Here is a 17,502-nt window from a genome sequence, read left to right on the forward strand (position 1 = left end):
GTGAGACTGAGCGTCGATCAATTCCGAGCCTGGGAGAATAAATGCGTCACGCTGCTAGGGATGTCCGGGGTCGGCAAGACGCGCCTGGCCGCGCTCTTGCGCCGGCAGAACTGGTTTCACTACTCCGGTGACTATCGCATCGGCACGCGCTACCTCGACGAGGCGATCCTCGACAACATCAAGCAGCAGGCGATGCAGGTGCCCTTCCTGCGCGACCTGCTGCGCTCCGACTCGATCTACATCGCCAACAACATCACCGTCGATCACCTCAAGCCGCTCTCGACCTTCCTCGGCAAGCTCGGCGACGTCGCCCTCGGCGGCCTGCCGCTGGCGGAGTTCCAGCGCCGGCAGGCCTTGCACCGCCGGGCGGAGATCGCCGCGATGAGCGACGTGCCGGAGTTCATCTCCAAGGCCCAGGCGATCTACGGCTACCAACACTTCGTCAACGACGCCGGCGGCAGCCTCTGCGAGCTCGAGGATCCGCAGGTCCTCGAGCTCCTGGACCGCCATACGCTGGTGCTCTACATCGAGGCCACGCCAGACGATGCCCGTGCGCTGATCGGCCGTGCCGAGCAGGACCCCAAGCCGCTCTACTACCGCGAGGCGTTCCTCGCGACCGAGCTGGCGGCCTATTTGGAGCGGCGCGAGCTAGGGGCCACGGAGGCGATCGACCCCGATCACTTCGTGCGCTGGATTTTTCCGCGCCTCTTCTGCTCGCGTCTGCCGCGCTACCAGGCGATCGCCGCGCGCCATGGCTACACGGTGTCGAGCGCAGAGGTGGCTGCCTTGACCAGCGAGCAGGACTTCCTCGAGCTGGTGATGCGGGCACTCGCGCGACCGCCTGCCGCGCCGAGGGCGCTAGCCGACGCGGGCGCTCGCTGATGCCGAAGGACGTGCCGCTGCGCGTGACCGTGCGCCTGTGGCTCGCGACGGGGCCGGCTGCCGGCGAGCGGCGTGAGCGGCTGAGCGACGCGCTGCGCTGGCCGCAGGCGCGGCTGCATTTCCCGCATGAGCTGCCGCTGGAGGGTGCAGGCGAGGGCAGCGTGGCGTTCTTCCTGCCGGGCGAGGCGACGCCGATCGCCTGTGCGGCGCGCTTGTACTTCGATCCCGAGCGCCCTCAGCAGGGCAGCACGGCCGAGCTGCTGGCCCTCGAGGTCGCGCAGCAGGCAGCGCTCGAGGCCTTTGTCGCCGATGGAGACCCCGCATGAGCGAGCCGGGCAAACCGCCGCCGCCGCTGGAGCGGCTGGAGCAGCTCGCCGCCGAGGCGCTGCAGGGCGGTGGCGCCGAGCGCCTGGCGCGACAGCATCGCGCCGGAAGGCTGAGCGCGCGCGAGCGCCTCGAGCTGCTGCTCGATCCCGGTAGCTTCGTCGAGCTCGACCGCTTCGTCACCCACCGCTGCACGGACTTCGGCACGGCCGAGCAGCGTCCCTTGGGCGACGGCGTCGTCGTGGGCCACGGCCAGGTCCGCGGGCGGCTGACCTTCGTCTTCGCCCAGGACGCCACCGTCTTCGGCGGCAGCCTCGGGCACGCTCACGCGGCCAAGGTCTGTAAGCTGATGGACTTGGCGGAGCGCGCCGGCGCGCCGATCGTCGGCCTCAACGACTCCGGCGGCGCCCGGATCCAGGAGGGCGTCGCCTCGCTCGGCGGGTACGCCGAGATCTTCCTGCGCAACACGCTGCTCTCCGGGGTCGTGCCCCAGATCTCGGTGGTGCTGGGACCCTGCGCCGGCGGCGCGGTGTACTCGCCCGCGCTCACCGATTTCATCCTGATGGCCGAGGGGACCGCGCAGATGTTCATCACCGGTCCCGACGTAATCAAGGCGGTAACGCATGAAGAGGTGACCAAGGAGCAGCTCGGTGGCGCGACGACGCATCATCGCGACTCGGGCGTGGCGCACTTCAGCTATGCCGATGAGGCGAGCTGCCTGGAGGCCACGCGCGAGCTGCTGTCGTTCCTGCCGCAGAACAACAGCGAGGAGCCGCCGAGCGCGCCCAACGACGATCCGGTCGAGCGCTGCGCCGTCGAGCTCGATACGATGGTCCCGGACGACCCCTCGCGAGCCTACGACATCAAGTCGCTGATCGCGGAGGTCGTCGATGAGGGCTATCTCTTCGAGGTCCAGCGCGCGCACGCGGGCAACATCGTCGTCGGCTTCGCGCGACTGGGGGGCCGGGTCGTCGGCGTCGTCGCCAATCAGCCGGCCGTGCTCGCGGGTTGTCTCGACATCAAGGCCTCCCTCAAGGCGGCGCGCTTTGTGCGTACCTGCGATTGCTTCAATATCCCGCTGGTCACCTTCGTCGATGTGCCTGGCTTCCTGCCGGGGAGCGATCAGGAGTACGGAGGGATCATCAAGCACGGCGCCAAGCTGCTCTACGCCTACGCCGAGGCCACGGTGCCCAAGGTCACGGTGATTACGCGCAAGGCCTATGGCGGCGCCTATGATGTGATGGCCTCCAAGCATTTGCGGGCGGACCTCAACCTCGCCTACCCGACGGCCGAGATCGCGGTGATGGGCCCGGCGGGCGCGGTCAACGTGCTCTACCGGCAGGAGCTAGCGGCGGCAGCCGAGGGCGAGCGTGAGCCACGGCGCGCCGAGTACGTGGCCCGTTACCGCGCGGCCTTCGCCAACCCCTACAAGGCAGCAGAGCTCGGCTACCTCGACGACGTGATCGTGCCCCACACGACGCGCCCGCGGCTGATCGCGGCGCTGCGCATGCTGCGCAACAAGCGCCAGAGCAACCCGCCGCGCAAGCACGGCAACATCCCGCTCTAGCGCTCAGCCGAGCAGCAGCGCGGCCAAGGCCGCGGGCGCTTCGATCAGCGGATTGTGGCCGGCGTGCGGCAGCAGCGTCAGCGTCAGGGCCGGGCTTGCGGCGCAGAGTCGGCGGCCCAGCGCCACGAAGCGCTTGTCGCGCGCGCCGCAGACCAGATGCAGGGGAAGGGGTGGCCGGCGCAGCAGTGGCCCGTGGTCGGGCATCTGCGCCAGACCGAGTCGCTCGAGGGCCAGCGCGAGCTGCTCGGGGTCGTGGGCCAGCCGAATCGCCCGCTGTGCCGCCAGCCGCGGTGCGGCGACGGTGGCTTGGCTGGCGAAGAGCGGACGTCGCTCCCAGGCCGCGACAAAGGCGGCGATGCCCTCTCGCCGCAAGAGAGCGACCCAGGGCGCGTCCTGCTCGGCGCGTTCGCGCCGCGCCCGCGCGTCGTCGAGGCCAGGATGACAGCCGATCAGGAGCGCCTCGCTGACCAGCGCAGGATGCCGGCCGACGAGCCCCAGGGCCAGGCGCGCGCCCATCGAGTAGCCGAGCAGTCGCACGGGCGGCGTCAGCCGGCGTCGCAGCCTGAGGGCGAGTTGATCGACCGCGGCGCCAAAGTCGGCCGGTACAGGCACGCCCGGGGCATGACCGGGCAGCGCCAGGGTGTGCAAGAGGGGAGGGTGCTCGGATCCCGCGGCCGCGACCGCCCCGCTGACCTCGCACCAGCTCGTGCGCGCCCCCGTGAAGCCGTGCAGCGCCACGATGGGCAGCCTCTGCGACTCGGTCGATCGGCCCAAGCTCGTCACCTGCGTCGCGTCGCGCCTTCCGCGCTCGGGGCCAGCCAAGGTTGCGCTGGCCCGGTCGCTTGCCCGCGGCCGCGGCGATTGTGGTCCGTCTCCGTCGCGTGCGGCAACCGAATAGCGGCGGCCGCGGCGAGGGCGCTCGGCTGCGCCGCCTGCGGCGCCCGCTCAATGGCCCCCGAGCGGCGCGGCCGCCGCTTGCCTGCGGCCCCTGCGTCGCCCCGCCCGCGGGCTGCTGGTCATCGTCGTCGGCCCATCGAGCACCAGGTGCGGCGCGAGCAAGCGGAGCGTGACCCGGCCGATGCCGCGCACCCGTCGCAGCGCCGCCACGCTGCGGAAGGGGCGCCGGGCGCGGGCGCGAAGGATGCGGCTGGCCAGCGCCGGTCCGATACGCGGTAGCCAGTCGAGTTGCTCCGCCGTCGCGGTGTTGAGGTTGACCACGGCAGTGGGCGTGGGCGTGGGCGCGGGCGTGGGCGCGGGCGTGGGCGTGGGCGTGGGCGACGGGGAGCTCGTCTTCGGCGCGCTCGTAGCTCGGCCGGCTCGGGAAGGGCGGGCCTGCGCGGCCGGGGCGAAGGCGAGGGCGAAGGCGAGGCTGAAGGCGAGGGCGAAGGCCAGGGCGAAGGCGAGGCCGAAGAGGACGACGACCAGACGACGAAGCGAGGGCTTGGCGGTGGGGCGCATCCCGATCCCACCTCGCAAGACCTGGGCCGCGCGCTAAGGCCTTGAGCGCGCGACCTGCGCCTCGCTGCGGGACCGCGAAATCCGGTCGACCGGTCCGGCCCACCGGCGCGCCGCCGGGGCGCCGGCCGAGCGCTGGACGCCAGCCGTCAGTCGCGTTTCGCGACCCGTTCTGTGGTAAGAGACCGGCGGCCCAAGGGGGGCCGAGGGAGATCGCCATGGCGCGGGAGAAGAGGGTCGTGCTCGCCTACAGCGGCGGGCTGGACACGTCAGTCATCCTCAAGGTTCTGGTGCAGCAGGGCTATGACGTGGTGGCCTTTGCCGCCAACGTTGGACAGGCGGACGATTTCACGCAGCTCGTCGCTCGCGCCAAGGCGATCGGCGCGAGCGCCGTGCGCGTCGACGACCTGCGCAGCGAGTTCGTCACCGACTTCATCTTCCCGACGATCGCCAGCAACGCCCTCTATGAGAACCGCTACCTGCTCGGCACCTCGCTGGCCCGACCGCTGATCGCGCGCCGTCAGGTCGAGGTCGCGCTCGAAGAGGGCGCGCAGAGCGTGGCCCACGGGGCGACGGGGAAGGGCAACGATCAGGTCCGTTTCGAGCTGGCCTTCGCCGCCCTGGCGCCGCAGCTCGAGGTGATCGCGCCGTGGAAGGACCGCAGCTTCCTCGAGCGCTTCAAGGGACGCAGCGATCTCTTGCACTTCGCGCGTGAGCACGCCATCCCGGTCGAGGCGACGTTGGCGAAGCCCTACAGCAATGACGAGAACCTGCTGCACATCAGCCACGAGGCTGGGGTGCTCGAGGATCCGAGCTGGACGCCCGACGAGGGCATGTTCCGCCGCACGGTCGCGCCCGAGCAGGCGCCCGACAGCGCGGAGCACGTCGAGCTGGAGTTCAAGGACGCGCGTCCCGTGCGGCTGACACTGCGCGAGGGTGGGGCGAGCTATGAGGAGCCCTTGGCGCTCTTCGCCGCGCTCAACGAGCTCGGGCGCAAGCACGGCATTGGTCGCGTCGACATGGTCGAGAATCGCTTCGTCGGCATCAAGTCGCGCGGCGTCTACGAGACGCCCGGCGGCTCGATCCTGCATCACGCGCTGCGCGACGTCGAAGGTATCGCGATGGACCGTGAGGTCCTGCACCTGCGCGACATGTTGGCGCCGAAGCTGGCCGAGCTGATCTACAACGGCTTCTGGTACAGCCCCGAGGCGGACTTCCTGCGGGCCGCGTTCGCTCAGTCGCAGCGGCTGATCGACGGCAGCGTGCGGCTCAAGCTCTACAAGGGCAACGTGATCGTGGAGGGTCGCGAGTCGCGCAGCTCGCTCTACAACCGCGAGCTGGCCTCGATGGACGTCGCCGGCGGCTACGATCAGGTCGACGCCAGCGGCTTTATTCGTCTCAACGCGCTGCGCCTGCGCGCGCACAAGCTGATATTGCGCGATCCGAGCCCGCGATGAGCCAGGTGAGCCGCCTGTGGGATAAGGGCGAGCCGCTCGACGCGCGCATCGCGCGCTTCACCGTCGGCCGCGACCCCGAGTTGGACCGCCAGCTCATCGCCTACGACGCGCTCGCCAGCGCGGCGCACGCGACGATGCTGCGCAAGATCGGGGTGCTCGGCGCCGATGAGCTGAGCGGGTTGCTGCGCGAGCTGGCCGGCTGCGCCGCCGAGGCGCGCCGCGGCACGTTCGGTGTCGCCCCGGACGAGGAGGACGGCCACACGGCACTCGAGAACCGCCTGACCGCGCGGCTCGGCGACGCCGGGCGCCGCGTCCATACCGGTCGCAGCCGCAACGACCAGGTGATCGCCGCGCTGCGTTTGTGGGCGCGCGAGCGGCTGATCGAGTTGACCGACCGGCTGCTCGAGCTCGTCGACCAGCTCCTGCTGCTCGCCGAGGCGCAGCGCGAGACGACGATGCCGGGCTACACCCACACGCGGCAGGCGATGCCCTCGACGCTCGGCCACTTCTTCGCCGCGCATGCCGAGGGTCTGCTCGACGCGCTGCCATGGATCCGCACGGCCTTCGCCCACGTCGACCGCAGTCCGCTCGGCAGCGCTTCGGGCTACGGCGTAGCGCTCCCCCTCGACCGCGCGCTGGTGGCGGCGCTGCTGGGCTTCCAGCGGCCCCAGGCCAACACGCTGGCGGTGCAGAACGATCGCGGTCGCACGGAGTACCTACTGCTGGCGGTGGCCGCGTTGATCGGCACCGACCTCGGGCGTTTGGCCACGGACTTGATCGGTTTCTCCAGTGATGAGCTTGGCTACGTTCGGCTGGCGCCAGCCGTGACGACCGGTTCGAGCATCATGCCGCAGAAGCGCAATCCGGACGTGCTCGAGCTGATCCGCGCGCAGGCCGCAAGGCTGCGCCAGCGCCAGGCCGAGGTGGCGTCGATCTACGGCGGGCTCGCCTCCGGCTATCACCGAGATCTGCAGCTCACGAAGGAGCCGCTGCTCGACGGCCTGACCAGCGTCATCGATCTCGTGGCCGTGATGCGCCCGGTGCTGGACACGCTGCAGGTCGATGTGGCGCGCTGCCGCGCGGCCCTCCTGCCGGCCACCGCCGCGACCGATGAGGTCTACCGTCGCGTCGCCGCGGGCCAGCCCTTCCGCGTGGCCTACCGCGAGGTGGCCGCCGACCCCGCGGGAGCCGTGGGCAGCGACGGCGCCGAGCTATGGCGCGCGCGCTCGCACCTCGGCGCGCCCGGTGCGCTTGACCTGGGCGACTATCGGGCGGCCTTGCACGACGGACGGCAGTGGGCAAGGGCCAAGGGGCAGCACCTGGCGGCCGTCTGGGAGCTGCTGCCGAGCGCGCCGGCGCCGGCAGCGGAGGCCGGAGGAACGCCATGAGGCGAGAGGCTTGGGCCGCCGTGGGTCTCGGGGTGGTGCTGGCCTTGGCGCTCGGGGGCTGCGGCACGGCGATCGGCGATGGCTGCAGCGACAACGTCGACTGCGCCACCGACGGCACGCGCGTCTGCGACCTGACCCAGCCCCGAGGCTATTGCACCGTGCTCGGCTGCTCGGCTCGGAGCTGCCCGGATAGCGCGGTCTGCGTCGCCTTCTACTCGGCGAATCCGTGGACCGCGGCCTGCAATCCGCTGACCGAGGATGCCGTCGGTGTGGGTGTCGTGCCGAGCGACGACTGCAACGCCGAGGAGGTCTGTCTCTCCAGCGGGCGCTGCGCCTTGCGGGCGGCGGCCCAGCGCTTCTGCATGAAGTCCTGTCGCCGGGATGGCGACTGTCGCGGCGACTACGCCTGCCGTGCCACCGGTTTGCTCGGGGCCGAGGCCGTGCGGGATCCCGAGCGGCCGTCGAGCGCAGCGCTGCGCTTTTGTGGCCAGCGCCCGCCAGCCGCGGTCAGCGCCGACGGTGGCGCCAACGCCAGCGACGGGTCCTAGGGACGTCGCGGGGCTAGCGCTTGCGAGCGGTCGTCCAGCGCGTCAGCAGCGCGCGCGTCACTGTCGGCGCGGAGACCCTGGGTGCCATCGAACGCGGGTTGCTCGTGCTGCTCGGCGTTGGCATCGGGGATCTGCCGGCCGACGCTGCCTATCTCGCGCAGAAGATCGTTGGTCTGCGGGTCTTCGAGGACGACCAGGCGCTGATGAACCGCGGCCTGCTGGAGGTCGGCGGCGCGCTGCTCGTGGTGAGCCAGTTCACGCTCTACGGCGACTGTCGCAAGGGGCGCCGGCCGTCCTTCGTCGGAGCGCTCGAGCCGAAGCGCGCTGCTGAGCTCTGCGAGCACTTCGTCGGCTGCTGTCGCGGGCTCGGCGCGCTGGTGCAACGCGGACGCTTCGGGGCACAGATGAGCGTCGAGCTCTGCAACGACGGGCCCGTAACGCTGCTGCTCGACTCGCAGCGGCTCTTCTGACGCTGGTGGGTGCTTGCTTGTCGCGAATCGATCAGATGCCGATGGGGCGCGCGGGGCTTCGTGGCGCGGATCGCGCCCGGGGGCGGTTTTGGGTCCTGCGAGCCCAAGGGTGCCTCTGCGCACTTCTGCTCGGCTGGGCAGGCTGCAGGCGGCCAGCGCCGACGCTGGCGAGCGTGCGTGCAGCGCTCGACGCGAATCGCGTTGCCGACGCCTGTCGGATGGCGGCGCGGCTCGTCGACCAGGGGCGGGCCACGCCGCCGGCGACGCAGCTCGACGCCTTACGCCTGTGGATCGACTGCCTCGCTCGCCGCGGGGCGCTCGACCAGGCCGAGCGCTGGCTCGACCGGCGTGAACCTGAGGCCCGCACGGCGCCGGCGCTGGTCGCCTACGGGCGCGCGCTGGTGGCCGTCACCCGCGCGCCGAGCGGGCTGGAGGCCGCGCTGCGGGGCCTCCAGCGGGCTGCGCGCGCCTGGCCGCGCGAGGCCGAGATTCCCTTCCGCTGCGGGCTGCTGGCGCTGGCCAATGAACAGCCTGCTGTCGCGCGCGCGCAGCTCCTACGGGCCTGCGCGCTGCGGGCGAGCGCTGCCTGTTGGGCCGCGCTGGCGCATGCCGAGCTGGACCTCGGGCACGATGATGCGGCCCTGATCACGGTGCGCCGGGTGCTCGAGGCCGATCCGCGCCCCGCCGACGTGCGCCGCGGCAGGGCGGTGCTGCAGCGCCTGGCGCGCCGGCGCGGGCGCTTGGCGCCGGCGATCGGGCGGGCCGTGGCTCGCGCGCAACATGAGGCGGTGGCCGCGCTCCAGGACGCGCAGCCTCAACGCGCGGTCGAGGTCCTGCGGCGGGCAGCCGCGCAGCTCCCGGGGGTCGCAGCGCTGCAGCGCATGTTGGGGCTGGCGGAGCTGCGCGCCGCTAACACCGCCGAGGCGCTTCAAGCGCTCCTGCGTGCGCGCGAGATCGATCCGCTCGACGCGATGAGCGCGCGTTACGCCGCGGAGATCTATCGCGAACGCGCCCTGCCAGCGCAGGCCCTCGGGTTGCTGCGGGCGGCCCTCGTCGCCGACCCCTTCTCCGTTGCCGTTGCGCGGGCGCTCGGCGGCTTGCTCGAGCAGCAGCGGCAGCCCAAGTCGGCGGCAATAGTCTACGAGCGCTGGGTCGTGCTCGAGCGCAGCGTCGGCGCTCACCATGCAGCGGCGCGCGCGCGGCTCGCCGCCGGTCAAGGCGCGCAGGCACAGGCGCATTTCGAGCGCGTGCTGGCGCTGGCGCCTGACGATTACCTGGCACATCGGCAGCTCGCCCAGCTCTTGGCGCGGCGCGCGCGCGCCAGCCGCGACGCGGACGAGGCGCAAGGGTGGCGCGTAGCGGCGCGGGAGCACGCACGGCGCGCCGCGGCGCTGGTGTCGAGGCGGCGCGAGACGCGGCGGCCGCGACCCGCGGAAGATTGATCGGCGCCGCGTGGCGCTGATCAGCGCCACGCGGCGCAGGGCCAGCGCCGCCGGCGGCTCTAGGCCTCGTCAGTCGGATCGTCCGACGCAGCATCCGCGGCGACGATCCAGCGGGCCTTGAAGAGCTCGACCAGCGCCGCGTAAGTGTCGAGGTCAGTGGTCGTCGTATGATCGAGCACGCCGGGAAAGGTGCCGTGGTCGTGGACGAGCTGCAGCATGTCGAGCTGGCTCGGGCCGAGCTCTCGCAGCGGCTTCGGCAGCGGATTCGCGAGCTGCAGCTCAGCATCGAGTGGCGGAAGATCCTCGCGCATGCGGTTGATCTCGTCGAGCTGACGCATCGCCTCCATCAGCAGACCCTCGGTGGGCTCTGAGAGCTCCCCCTCGAAGGTGCGGCTGTCGGGCGGCCGCAGCTCGAACGCGCCGCTTTGCCAGACGAGCATGCGATAGACTGCCTTCTGCGCGGGCATCGCGGGGTTCTCATCGATCGTGGCGTAGTAGATCTGCCCCTCGCGCAGGAAGATGCGCCCGAGATGCACGGCGCTGTTGATCTCGAGCACACCGCTCTTGCGACTGGTGGAGAGCAACTGCAGCAAATCGGGCAGCGGGATCTCATCGATCGTTCCCGCCATCGAGCGCGTGCTACCTGCCGGGCGCTTGATCTCGGGCTCGCGCGCCTGGGCACCAGCGGGGAAGTCCGTCGTGGGGGTGAAGGAACTCTCGGGGCGGCTCTCGTCCACGGTGACCAGCTTGACGATGCTGGTACCGATGAGAATCCGGTCGCCCTCGCGGAGGCGCGAGCGCTTGACCTTCTCGCCGTTGACGAAGGTGCCGTTGGTCGAGCCGAGGTCCTGAATCATGATCTGATCATTCAAGGTAGAGATCTTGGCGTGCTTGCGCGACACCATGTCCTCGACCAAGACCATGTCGAGATCGCTGGCGCGGCCGATCACGATCTCGCGCCCCATCTTGATCAGGAACTCGCCACCCTGGTACTTGCCTGAGATGAAGCGCAAGGCGAACTGCGACTGATCGCTCATCCCGATTCCTTCGCGCCGCGCCAGGCATTGACGCGGCAGCAGACGCCCAGCGCGCCGCCCTCAGCGCGCCGCAATCGAATAGCCTCTCGTGGCGTCCTCGTTCGGGCCAGCATACCGCACGTCTCCCGCCAGGGGCAAAATGACCGTCGCTCGGGGCACCCGGGGCAAGCGGCGCGCGCTCGCCGGCGGCGCGCCGTCAGGGCGTTACTCCGAGTCGCCCCCGCTATGCTTTCGCACCAGCTCGCGCAGGTGCTTGCGGTCGAGCTGGGCCTCGCGGGCGGCGGCCGAGAGGTTGTTCTGATTGCGCCGCATCAGGTCGAGCACGTACTCGCGCTCGAAGACCTCGACGAGCTGCCCCTTCGCCTCCTTATACGGGAGGTCGGTGCGTAGGCCGAGCGCCGGGCTGCTGGCGGCCTCCGGCAGCGCTGCCGGATCGAGGCGAAGGAGCTCGCCGCGTGGCGCCAGCACGCAAGCGCGCTCGATCACGTTGCGCAGCTCGCGGACGTTGCCCGGCCACGCATGCTGGCGCAGGCGCGCGAGCGCGGCCGGATCGAGGCGGAGCTGGCGGCCTGCGGGGGTGAACTGCTCGACGAAGAGCTGCGCCAGGCGTTCGACGTCGGCCCCGCGCTCACGCAGGGGCGGTAGCTTGATCCGCACGACCGCGAGGCGATAGTAGAGATCTTCGCGAAAGCGCCGCTCCGCGACTTCCTGGCGCAGGTCGCGATGCGTCGCGGCGACGATGCGCACGTCGACCTTGCGGTAGTTGCTATCGCCCACTCGGCGCACCATCCGCTGGTCGATCGCCCGCAGCAAAGCCGGTTGGAGGTCCAGCGCGAGCTCGCCGATTTCGTCGAGAAAGATCGTCCCGCCGTTGGCCTCGCCGAAGGCCCCGGCGCGGTCGCCGACGGCGCCGGTGAAGGCGCCCTTGACGTGGCCGAAAAGCGCGCTCTCAATCAGCTCGCGCGGCACTGCGCCGCAGTCGAAGACGACGAAGGGCCCATTCGCCCGGGCACTGTGGTGGTGGATCTCCCCCGCGACGAGCTCCTTGCCCGTGCCGGTCTCGCCCTCGATAATGATGGTCGCCTCGGTCGGGGAGACGTCCCCGAGCAGGGCGAAGAGACGCCGCATCGTCTCGTCCTGACCGAGGAGCGTGCCGAACTCGGGGCTGGGGCTGGCGGGCGGCTCGACGGGCTCCTCGTCAGGGACGAGCTTGATCAGGGTACGTCCGATGGTGAACGCCGCGCCGACGGGGATGGTAATCTCAGTGATTCGAGATCCGGCGAAGAACGTGCCATTGGTCGATCCGAGGTCGCGCAGCACGACGCCGCGACCCTCTTCCCAGCGGGCCTCGAGATGCTGGCGCGAGACGGTGGTGTCGGTGAGCGCGAGGGAGCAGCTTGGACTCGAACCGAAGGTGACAGCGTCGTGCGCGCCCAGCTCGACCGAGTCCCCCGCGTCGGGGCCCTCGACCGCAATGAAACGCCCGCCGCAGCGCTGGCGCGTGAACGCCGGCGGATGGGTCAGCAAACCTGTCGACTGGTCTCGAAGGGGGGGGAGCATCGATTCAGCCGAAATGATAGCGAGCGCGCCGACCCCCGGTCAATCCCGGCTGCTGCAGACGCCAGTCGGCTGGTCGTCGGCGAGGGGTAGGTGGACTTGAGCCTGCCGGAGCCCAATGCAGCGCTGCCGGTCGGCGGCGTCTGTCCGGATTGCAGCGCGCCCATGCGGTGGTCGCCCGGCACCACGCAGGTCCGCTGCGAGTACTGCGGCAGCGGCTTGGCGATCGACGCCGAGGCCAATCTCGTCGCCCTCCAGTGCCCTAGCTGCTCGGGGAACTTCTGCTACGTCGATGGGGCGCTGGTTGGGCAGTGCCCCTACTGTTCGGCACGACTGCTCGCCCTCACGCGCGAGCGGCTGCTGCGCTACGCGATCAGGCCGCGGGTCGAGCGTCCGGCCGGGGCGGCGGATGGCGAGCTCTGGTGGCTGCCCTTCTGGCGGCTTTCCGGCCTCGTCTTCGCCTGGGACATCGGCAAGCAGTTGGAGCGCGTGCCGGCGGGGCAGGCGGTCGAGGGCGCCGCAAGCGGGCCTGAGGAGATCTCGCCGCGCGCGACAGCGGTCGATCGTGGACCCCAAAAGCAGTTCCGCTCGCGCGTCGTACAGCTCGCGTTGCCGGATCCGGCCGCGCGCCAGCTCGGGGTGCAGAGCCTGCGCCTGCGCGCCGCCGTGTTTCCGCTTGAGCCCTTTAGCCTGGACCATGAGCGCCTCGGACGCGTGGTGCCGCCGTGGCACAACATCGCCGCCGCTCGTGCCGACCTTTGGGAGCGTGCGCTCGATTCGCGCCACGCGACCGCGGAGCTCAGCGTCGACTGTCAGCGCGCCGATCTGGTCGCGGAGACCTTGTCGCTGCTCTATTACCCGTTCTGGATCGCCCCCGGCGCCCGCGAGCGGCGGATTTGGGATGCGGTGACCGGCGCGCCCGAGCCCCTGGCGGCCTTGCCGGTCCCGCTGGTGCAGGCGGCAGCCAATCCGACCGTCTTCGACGAGATGAAGGTCATCGAGCTGCGCTGCGCGCATTGCGGTGGCGAGCTGGTGACGGGTCAGCGCGCGGTCGTCTTGCCCTGCCGTGACTGCCACACCTCCTGGGTCGCGGGACGGCAGGGCCTTCAGCCCTTCGGCGCCCACTTCGCGCGGCCCCAGCTCGCGGCGCCGTCGGCGGGGGCCAAGTTGCGCTGGCTGCCCTTCTGGGAGGTCGCCGTGCGCGTGCAGTACTGCGGCCGGTTGGCGCGCCGCGCCGGGGACCTACGCGCTGTGCTCGAGGTGCGCCTGCCTCCTGGCCCGCGCGGGCGGCTCCCCGCGCCGGATGCTCCGCTGACCTACTTCGCGCCGGCCTACGGCAGCCTGCGGGCGGGTCGGCTCGACGTCGTGGCCCGCGACATGACGCGACTGCAGCCAGTGCTCGAGGTAGGGCCCTTTCGGGAGGGCCAGCTCATGGGTTCGTTCTTCGGGCCCGAGGACGCGCATGCCCTCGGCTACGTCTCGTGGATCGGGTTGCTACCGGGCGCCGTGACGCATCGCCTGCGCTCGCTCCGCTTGGTCTTCGAGCAGACGCAGCTCTGGTACGTCCCCTTCGCCGAGCAGGGCAGAGAGCTGATCAACCTGCTGACAGGCGGCCGCTACGACAGTGCGTGCTTTCTCCGCGGTGCGTCATGAACTGCTCGGTTTGCAGCCAGTGGAATCGGGAGAGCCAGGGTTGCTGTGTCTTCTGCAACAACGATCTCGGCCCCGGACCGGCCGCGCTCGATCGCACGGCGTCGGGCAAGCAGCCCCGCCGCCTGACGGCGATCCTGCGCCTGCCTCACCCGCCACCGCTGCGCGGCTCAGCCGTGCGCATCGAGCTGTGGCGCGGGCTGCGCGAGTGGCGCAATGCACCGCTCGATCGGCAGGCGTGGGGTCCCCTGCTCGTGGTCGTCGGCGTCCTAATGATCCTGGCCGGCCTGCTGGTGCGCTGCTGATCGCCGCGCGGGCGCGGGCGCGCCGGGGCTGGCCGCGGACGTACAGCGCACTTCCTCGCTGGGGAGACCGCGCGCCGCCGGTAGCTCGAAGGCGCGCGCTGGCAGCACCAGGTTCGCTTCCCGCGCCCGAAACGAGAGGGCGACGGTGGTTCCCCGTGGGGGTTGTTCGACCTTGATCAGCGCCGGCAAACGCAGGCCATCCTGCTCTTGTGGCTCCGCGAAGCTCAGGCGCAGGAGCAGGCGCCCTCGGCTGTCGAAGATCGAGCTCTGCTCGACGTCCCAGTCGTTGCGATTGCGCCGCAGCGCGATCGTCTGGGTCAGCGTCGCGCCGTAGAGCGTCAGCTCCTCGCGTGCCGCGCGCGAGCTCCAGCGCAGCGTGCGGCGCTGGTGGGCGATCACCGGGGTGCTCCCGGCCAGCACGCGCTGGAGCGCCGCAGGCTCGAGCGCGACCCCGATGATGCGCGCCAGGTTGCAAGGCGAGGCCGGTCCAAAATAGTGGCGGTTGGTACGGGCGTCGCGCAGCGCGAAGCGGCCGTCGCGGCAGATCCAGGTGGCCAGCGTGTTGTCGAAGGGCGAAATGAGGTCGAAACGCAGGCGCCCCACGGGAGCCGCGAGCAGGCGCAGCGTCGTCTTCAGCGCCTCGCCGGCGCTCTCCCAAAGCACGCGGGCCTCGGCACGCACGGTACGGAGCCCGAGCGCGCGCTGCTCGAGCGCCCGCAGGATCTCCGTCGCCGGCGGCGCTGGGTAGGGCCGGCCGAGCGGCAGGCAGCCGCCGAGGTGCAGCAGCACGAGCAGCCATGCCATCGCGAGTGAAGGGGTCGGCGCCGCGCCGCGGCGCTGCGCCGCGCTCTCGCCCGCGCGCGGGCGGCACCTCGCGAGGACCAACAGTTCCCGCTGGGCGAGAGGCGGAGCGCTCGCGCCGCGCGGAGCCCCGCGGTCGGCTCTCGATGGTTCGGGCGCTCGCAGAGGCATTTGACCTGGTTCCGTCACCGTCGTGCACCTGAAATCGCGACCCGCGCGCACCGCACCCTCCGAGGGTCGTCTGCGGCGAGCGAAGGCATCGTGACACAGCGGTAAGCCCCGGGCGAGCGGCTGCTCGAGCCGCGTGCTTGCGCAGCGCGCTGGGCCCGACAGGTCCATCACCCAATGGGCCCGTCAATTTGACGATGGCGCGATTCCGCGCGAGACCACTGGCGGGCGGCGCGGGCGGCGGCGAACCGCAACGCGGGGAAGCGGAGGCTGCGTGGTGGGATGTCACTGAGGGTCCTGATCGTCGACGACGAGCCGGTGCAGCGCGAGGCGCTGCGTAGCTACCTGCTGCGCGCGCGTGCGCTCGCCGCGTTCGCGCTGCAGATCGATGAGGCTGCCGACGGCGCTGCAGGCCTCGCGTGCTTTCGGGCGTCGCCCTTCGACGTCGTGATCGTCGACCTGCTGCTGCCCAAGCTGGACGGCGCGGCGCTCTGCCGGGCCCTGCGGCGGGAGCCCAAGGGAGCCGACGCTGTCGTGCTCGCCATCAGCGGCGTTTACCGCGACGCGCCCACCTCGCGTCGCCTTTGGGACGACGCGCAGGTCGAGCTGCTGAGCAAGCCGCTCGATTTCGACCGCTTCGCGGGGCGCTTGCTGGCCCTGTTGGGCCGGCGGAAAGAGAGCGATCCAGAAGGCGCGCGGCGGTGGTTGCGCCCCAGCGCGCAGGCGGAGGCACTTCCCGCACCCGGCCCCGCCGCTGGCGAGCCGCTCGCAATGGTCGCTGCGCCGACCCCGCTGCCGACGGCTGCCGACCCAACGCTGCCCGCGGCGCGCGCGGAGCCGGCCCCTGCGCCGGTTGCGCAGTCTGTGCTGGTATCCAGGAGCCCCGCTGCGGGGCGCGCGACCGCGATCGTGTTGGGGCGCGCCTGGTCCGGGGAGCTCGGCGCTGTCGAGCTCTCGGCAGTGCTCGTGACGGCGGCCGAACAACGGGCCACGGGGGTGCTGACGCTGGCGCGAGGGAAGCTGCGAAAGGTCATCTACCTCGAGGCGGGGCGCGCGATCTATGTCGATTCCAACCTGCGCCATGAGGCCCTGGGCGCTTACCTCGTCGAGAGCGGGCTGTTGACAGAGGCCCAGCTCGAACAGGGGCTGCGCGTGGCGCGACACGAGAAATCTCGTTTGGGAGAGGCGCTCGTCAAGCTGGGCGCGATCGACACCGCGGCGCTCGACCGGGCGCTCGCCGCCCAGGTGCAGGTCAAGCTGGCGGGCGCGCTGCGCTGGGACGCTGGACAGATCAGCTTTGCGCCAGGCGCCAGCGCCCTCGCGGGCATCCCGCGCTATCCGGTCGAGCCCGTGCCCTGGGTCCTCGCCGCGCTCGAGCGGCTGCTCTCGGTCGAAGAGGCCGGAGGCCAAGTCGAGGCGCTGGCGGACGACACGATCCAGCTCACGGAGTCGGGTCACGCTCAGGTCGGGGCGCTCGTCGCGGCCTATGGCAAGCCAGTGGTGGACGTCGCGAGCGGTCAGCGTCCACTGCGCCACTTCCTCGAGGCCGTCGGCGACCGCGAGCGATGGGTTGTCCGCGTGGCGGCACTGCTGCGCAGTGGCCTGGTGGAGCCGCGGGAGGCGCCGACTGCCGCGCCCGAAACGACCATGCTGACGCAGGCCGCTGCGGCGGAGGCCGCGCCGGAAACTGCCCTGGGCGAGGCCGTCGTGCCAGCCGCCGTTATGCCAGCCGCCGTTATGCCAGCCGCCGTTATGCCAGCCGCCGTTGTGCCAGCCGCCGCTGTGCCAGCCGCTGGGGCTCCGCGCGCGCTGGCGATCGTCGAAGCACCCCCGGTGATCCCCGACGCCCTTGGCGCGGAGCTGCTCTATCGCGAGGCGCTGACGGCGCTGAGCGCTGGCGACGCCGGTAGGGCAGTGGCCACCCTGCGGCGCGCCGTTTTGGCTGACCCCAGCCAGCCCGACTACCATGCGCTGCTCGGCTGGGCGCTCTTCGTGGATGCGGGCGCGGATGGCGCGGCCGCGGCCCAAGCGGCCGAGGCGCTGGCCCAGGCCTTTGCCCTGCACCCGGCGGCGGTGTTGGCCCATGAGCTGGCGGCACGGGTCGCCGACTGCCTGGGCGACCGGCGCCGGGCCGCAGAACACCTTGCGATCGCGCTGAAGCACGCACCCTTGCGGCTGGACCTGCTTAGCCGTGCGCGCGAGGTTCTGACCGCGCTGGGCGATTTTGCTGCGCTGGAGCGACTTTATCGCAAGGTGCTGGGCGCCGTGCGCGAGGGCAGCGGCATCGATGTGGTGGGCTTGTGGGTCGAGCTCGCGTTCATTTATCGCGATGGACTCGGTCGCGTGGATAACGCGCGCGTCGCCCTGGGCGTCGCCGAACGCCTCGCCGCGGACGACCCGCGCGTGCATCAGGCCCGCCGCGTCTTCGGCCCCGGGTCCTGACGAAGGACC

At 71.4% G+C, this 17,502-nt stretch carries 16 protein-coding genes; 11 read left to right on the forward strand and 5 right to left on the reverse strand.

What is annotated here, in order from left to right:
• The 3 genes from IPL40_00710 to IPL40_00720 are packed head-to-tail and all read left to right on the forward strand — an operon-like array spanning window position 1 to window position 2,773.
• Entirely contained in the window at window positions 1-882 is an 882-nt protein-coding gene (locus IPL40_00710) for an ATPase (protein MBK8479689.1), read from the forward strand.
• Window positions 882-1,208 carry a hypothetical protein gene (locus IPL40_00715; protein ID MBK8479690.1) on the forward strand — a complete coding sequence of 109 codons (327 nt, stop codon included), beginning with the start codon at window positions 882-884 and terminating at the stop codon, window positions 1,206-1,208. The genes IPL40_00710 and IPL40_00715 overlap by 1 nt, the downstream gene beginning before the upstream one ends.
• The gene (locus IPL40_00720) at window positions 1,205-2,773 is read left to right on the forward strand and encodes an acyl-CoA carboxylase subunit beta (protein ID MBK8479691.1); all 1,569 of its coding nucleotides are present in this window, start codon (window positions 1,205-1,207) and stop codon (window positions 2,771-2,773) included. The genes IPL40_00715 and IPL40_00720 overlap by 4 nt, the downstream gene beginning before the upstream one ends.
• Before the next feature lie 3 nt (window positions 2,774-2,776).
• Here IPL40_00720 and IPL40_00725 read toward each other — a convergent pair whose 3' ends face one another.
• Complete coding sequence (locus tag IPL40_00725; protein MBK8479692.1) at window positions 2,777-3,547, reverse strand: alpha/beta fold hydrolase; 771 nt, start codon at window positions 3,545-3,547, stop codon at window positions 2,777-2,779.
• 171 nt (window positions 3,548-3,718) lie between these two features.
• Complete coding sequence (locus IPL40_00730) at window positions 3,719-4,231, reverse strand: helix-hairpin-helix domain-containing protein (GenBank protein MBK8479693.1); 513 nt, start codon at window positions 4,229-4,231, stop codon at window positions 3,719-3,721.
• 215 nt (window positions 4,232-4,446) lie between these two features.
• Between IPL40_00730 and IPL40_00735 the strand changes: the two genes are divergently transcribed.
• From IPL40_00735 to IPL40_00755, 5 genes are all read left to right on the forward strand, one after another.
• On the forward strand, window positions 4,447-5,685 hold the full coding sequence (locus IPL40_00735; GenBank protein MBK8479694.1) for an argininosuccinate synthase: 1,239 nt from the start codon (window positions 4,447-4,449) through the stop codon (window positions 5,683-5,685).
• On the forward strand, window positions 5,682-7,073 hold the full coding sequence (gene argH / locus IPL40_00740; protein ID MBK8479695.1) for an argininosuccinate lyase: 1,392 nt from the start codon (window positions 5,682-5,684) through the stop codon (window positions 7,071-7,073). The genes IPL40_00735 and argH overlap by 4 nt, the downstream gene beginning before the upstream one ends.
• Window positions 7,070-7,621 (forward strand): hypothetical protein, encoded by a 552-nt coding sequence (locus tag IPL40_00745; GenBank protein ID MBK8479696.1) that lies wholly within the window; start codon window positions 7,070-7,072, stop codon window positions 7,619-7,621. Before argH ends, IPL40_00745 begins: the two co-directional genes overlap by 4 nt.
• A gap of 20 nt (window positions 7,622-7,641) precedes the next feature.
• On the forward strand, window positions 7,642-8,091 hold the full coding sequence (locus IPL40_00750) for a D-tyrosyl-tRNA(Tyr) deacylase (GenBank protein ID MBK8479697.1): 450 nt from the start codon (window positions 7,642-7,644) through the stop codon (window positions 8,089-8,091).
• A gap of 173 nt (window positions 8,092-8,264) precedes the next feature.
• Window positions 8,265-9,533 (forward strand): tetratricopeptide repeat protein, encoded by a 1,269-nt coding sequence (locus IPL40_00755; GenBank protein ID MBK8479698.1) that lies wholly within the window; start codon window positions 8,265-8,267, stop codon window positions 9,531-9,533.
• 59 nt (window positions 9,534-9,592) lie between these two features.
• Here IPL40_00755 and IPL40_00760 read toward each other — a convergent pair whose 3' ends face one another.
• Both IPL40_00760 and IPL40_00765 read right to left on the reverse strand, forming a co-directional pair.
• The gene (locus tag IPL40_00760; GenBank protein MBK8479699.1) at window positions 9,593-10,570 is read right to left on the reverse strand and encodes a DUF4388 domain-containing protein; all 978 of its coding nucleotides are present in this window, start codon (window positions 10,568-10,570) and stop codon (window positions 9,593-9,595) included.
• 204 nt (window positions 10,571-10,774) lie between these two features.
• On the reverse strand, window positions 10,775-12,130 hold the full coding sequence (locus tag IPL40_00765; protein ID MBK8479700.1) for a sigma 54-dependent Fis family transcriptional regulator: 1,356 nt from the start codon (window positions 12,128-12,130) through the stop codon (window positions 10,775-10,777).
• A 90-nt stretch (window positions 12,131-12,220) separates the two neighbouring features.
• Between IPL40_00765 and IPL40_00770 the strand changes: the two genes are divergently transcribed.
• Complete coding sequence (locus tag IPL40_00770) at window positions 12,221-13,780, forward strand: hypothetical protein (GenBank protein ID MBK8479701.1); 1,560 nt, start codon at window positions 12,221-12,223, stop codon at window positions 13,778-13,780.
• Window positions 13,777-14,082 carry a hypothetical protein gene (locus IPL40_00775; GenBank protein MBK8479702.1) on the forward strand — a complete coding sequence of 102 codons (306 nt, stop codon included), beginning with the start codon at window positions 13,777-13,779 and terminating at the stop codon, window positions 14,080-14,082. Before IPL40_00770 ends, IPL40_00775 begins: the two co-directional genes overlap by 4 nt.
• Here IPL40_00775 and IPL40_00780 read toward each other — a convergent pair.
• Complete coding sequence (locus IPL40_00780; GenBank protein ID MBK8479703.1) at window positions 14,047-14,886, reverse strand: DUF4292 domain-containing protein; 840 nt, start codon at window positions 14,884-14,886, stop codon at window positions 14,047-14,049. The genes IPL40_00775 and IPL40_00780 overlap by 36 nt on opposite strands.
• 447 nt (window positions 14,887-15,333) lie before the next feature.
• Here IPL40_00780 and IPL40_00785 point away from each other — a divergent pair, with 447 nt between their 5' ends.
• On the forward strand, window positions 15,334-17,493 hold the full coding sequence (locus tag IPL40_00785) for a response regulator (GenBank protein ID MBK8479704.1): 2,160 nt from the start codon (window positions 15,334-15,336) through the stop codon (window positions 17,491-17,493).
• The last annotated feature ends 9 nt before the right edge of the window (window positions 17,494-17,502 follow it).

The sequence above is a fragment of the Pseudomonadota bacterium genome (assembly GCA_016711215.1).
Classification (GTDB): Bacteria; Myxococcota_A; Polyangia.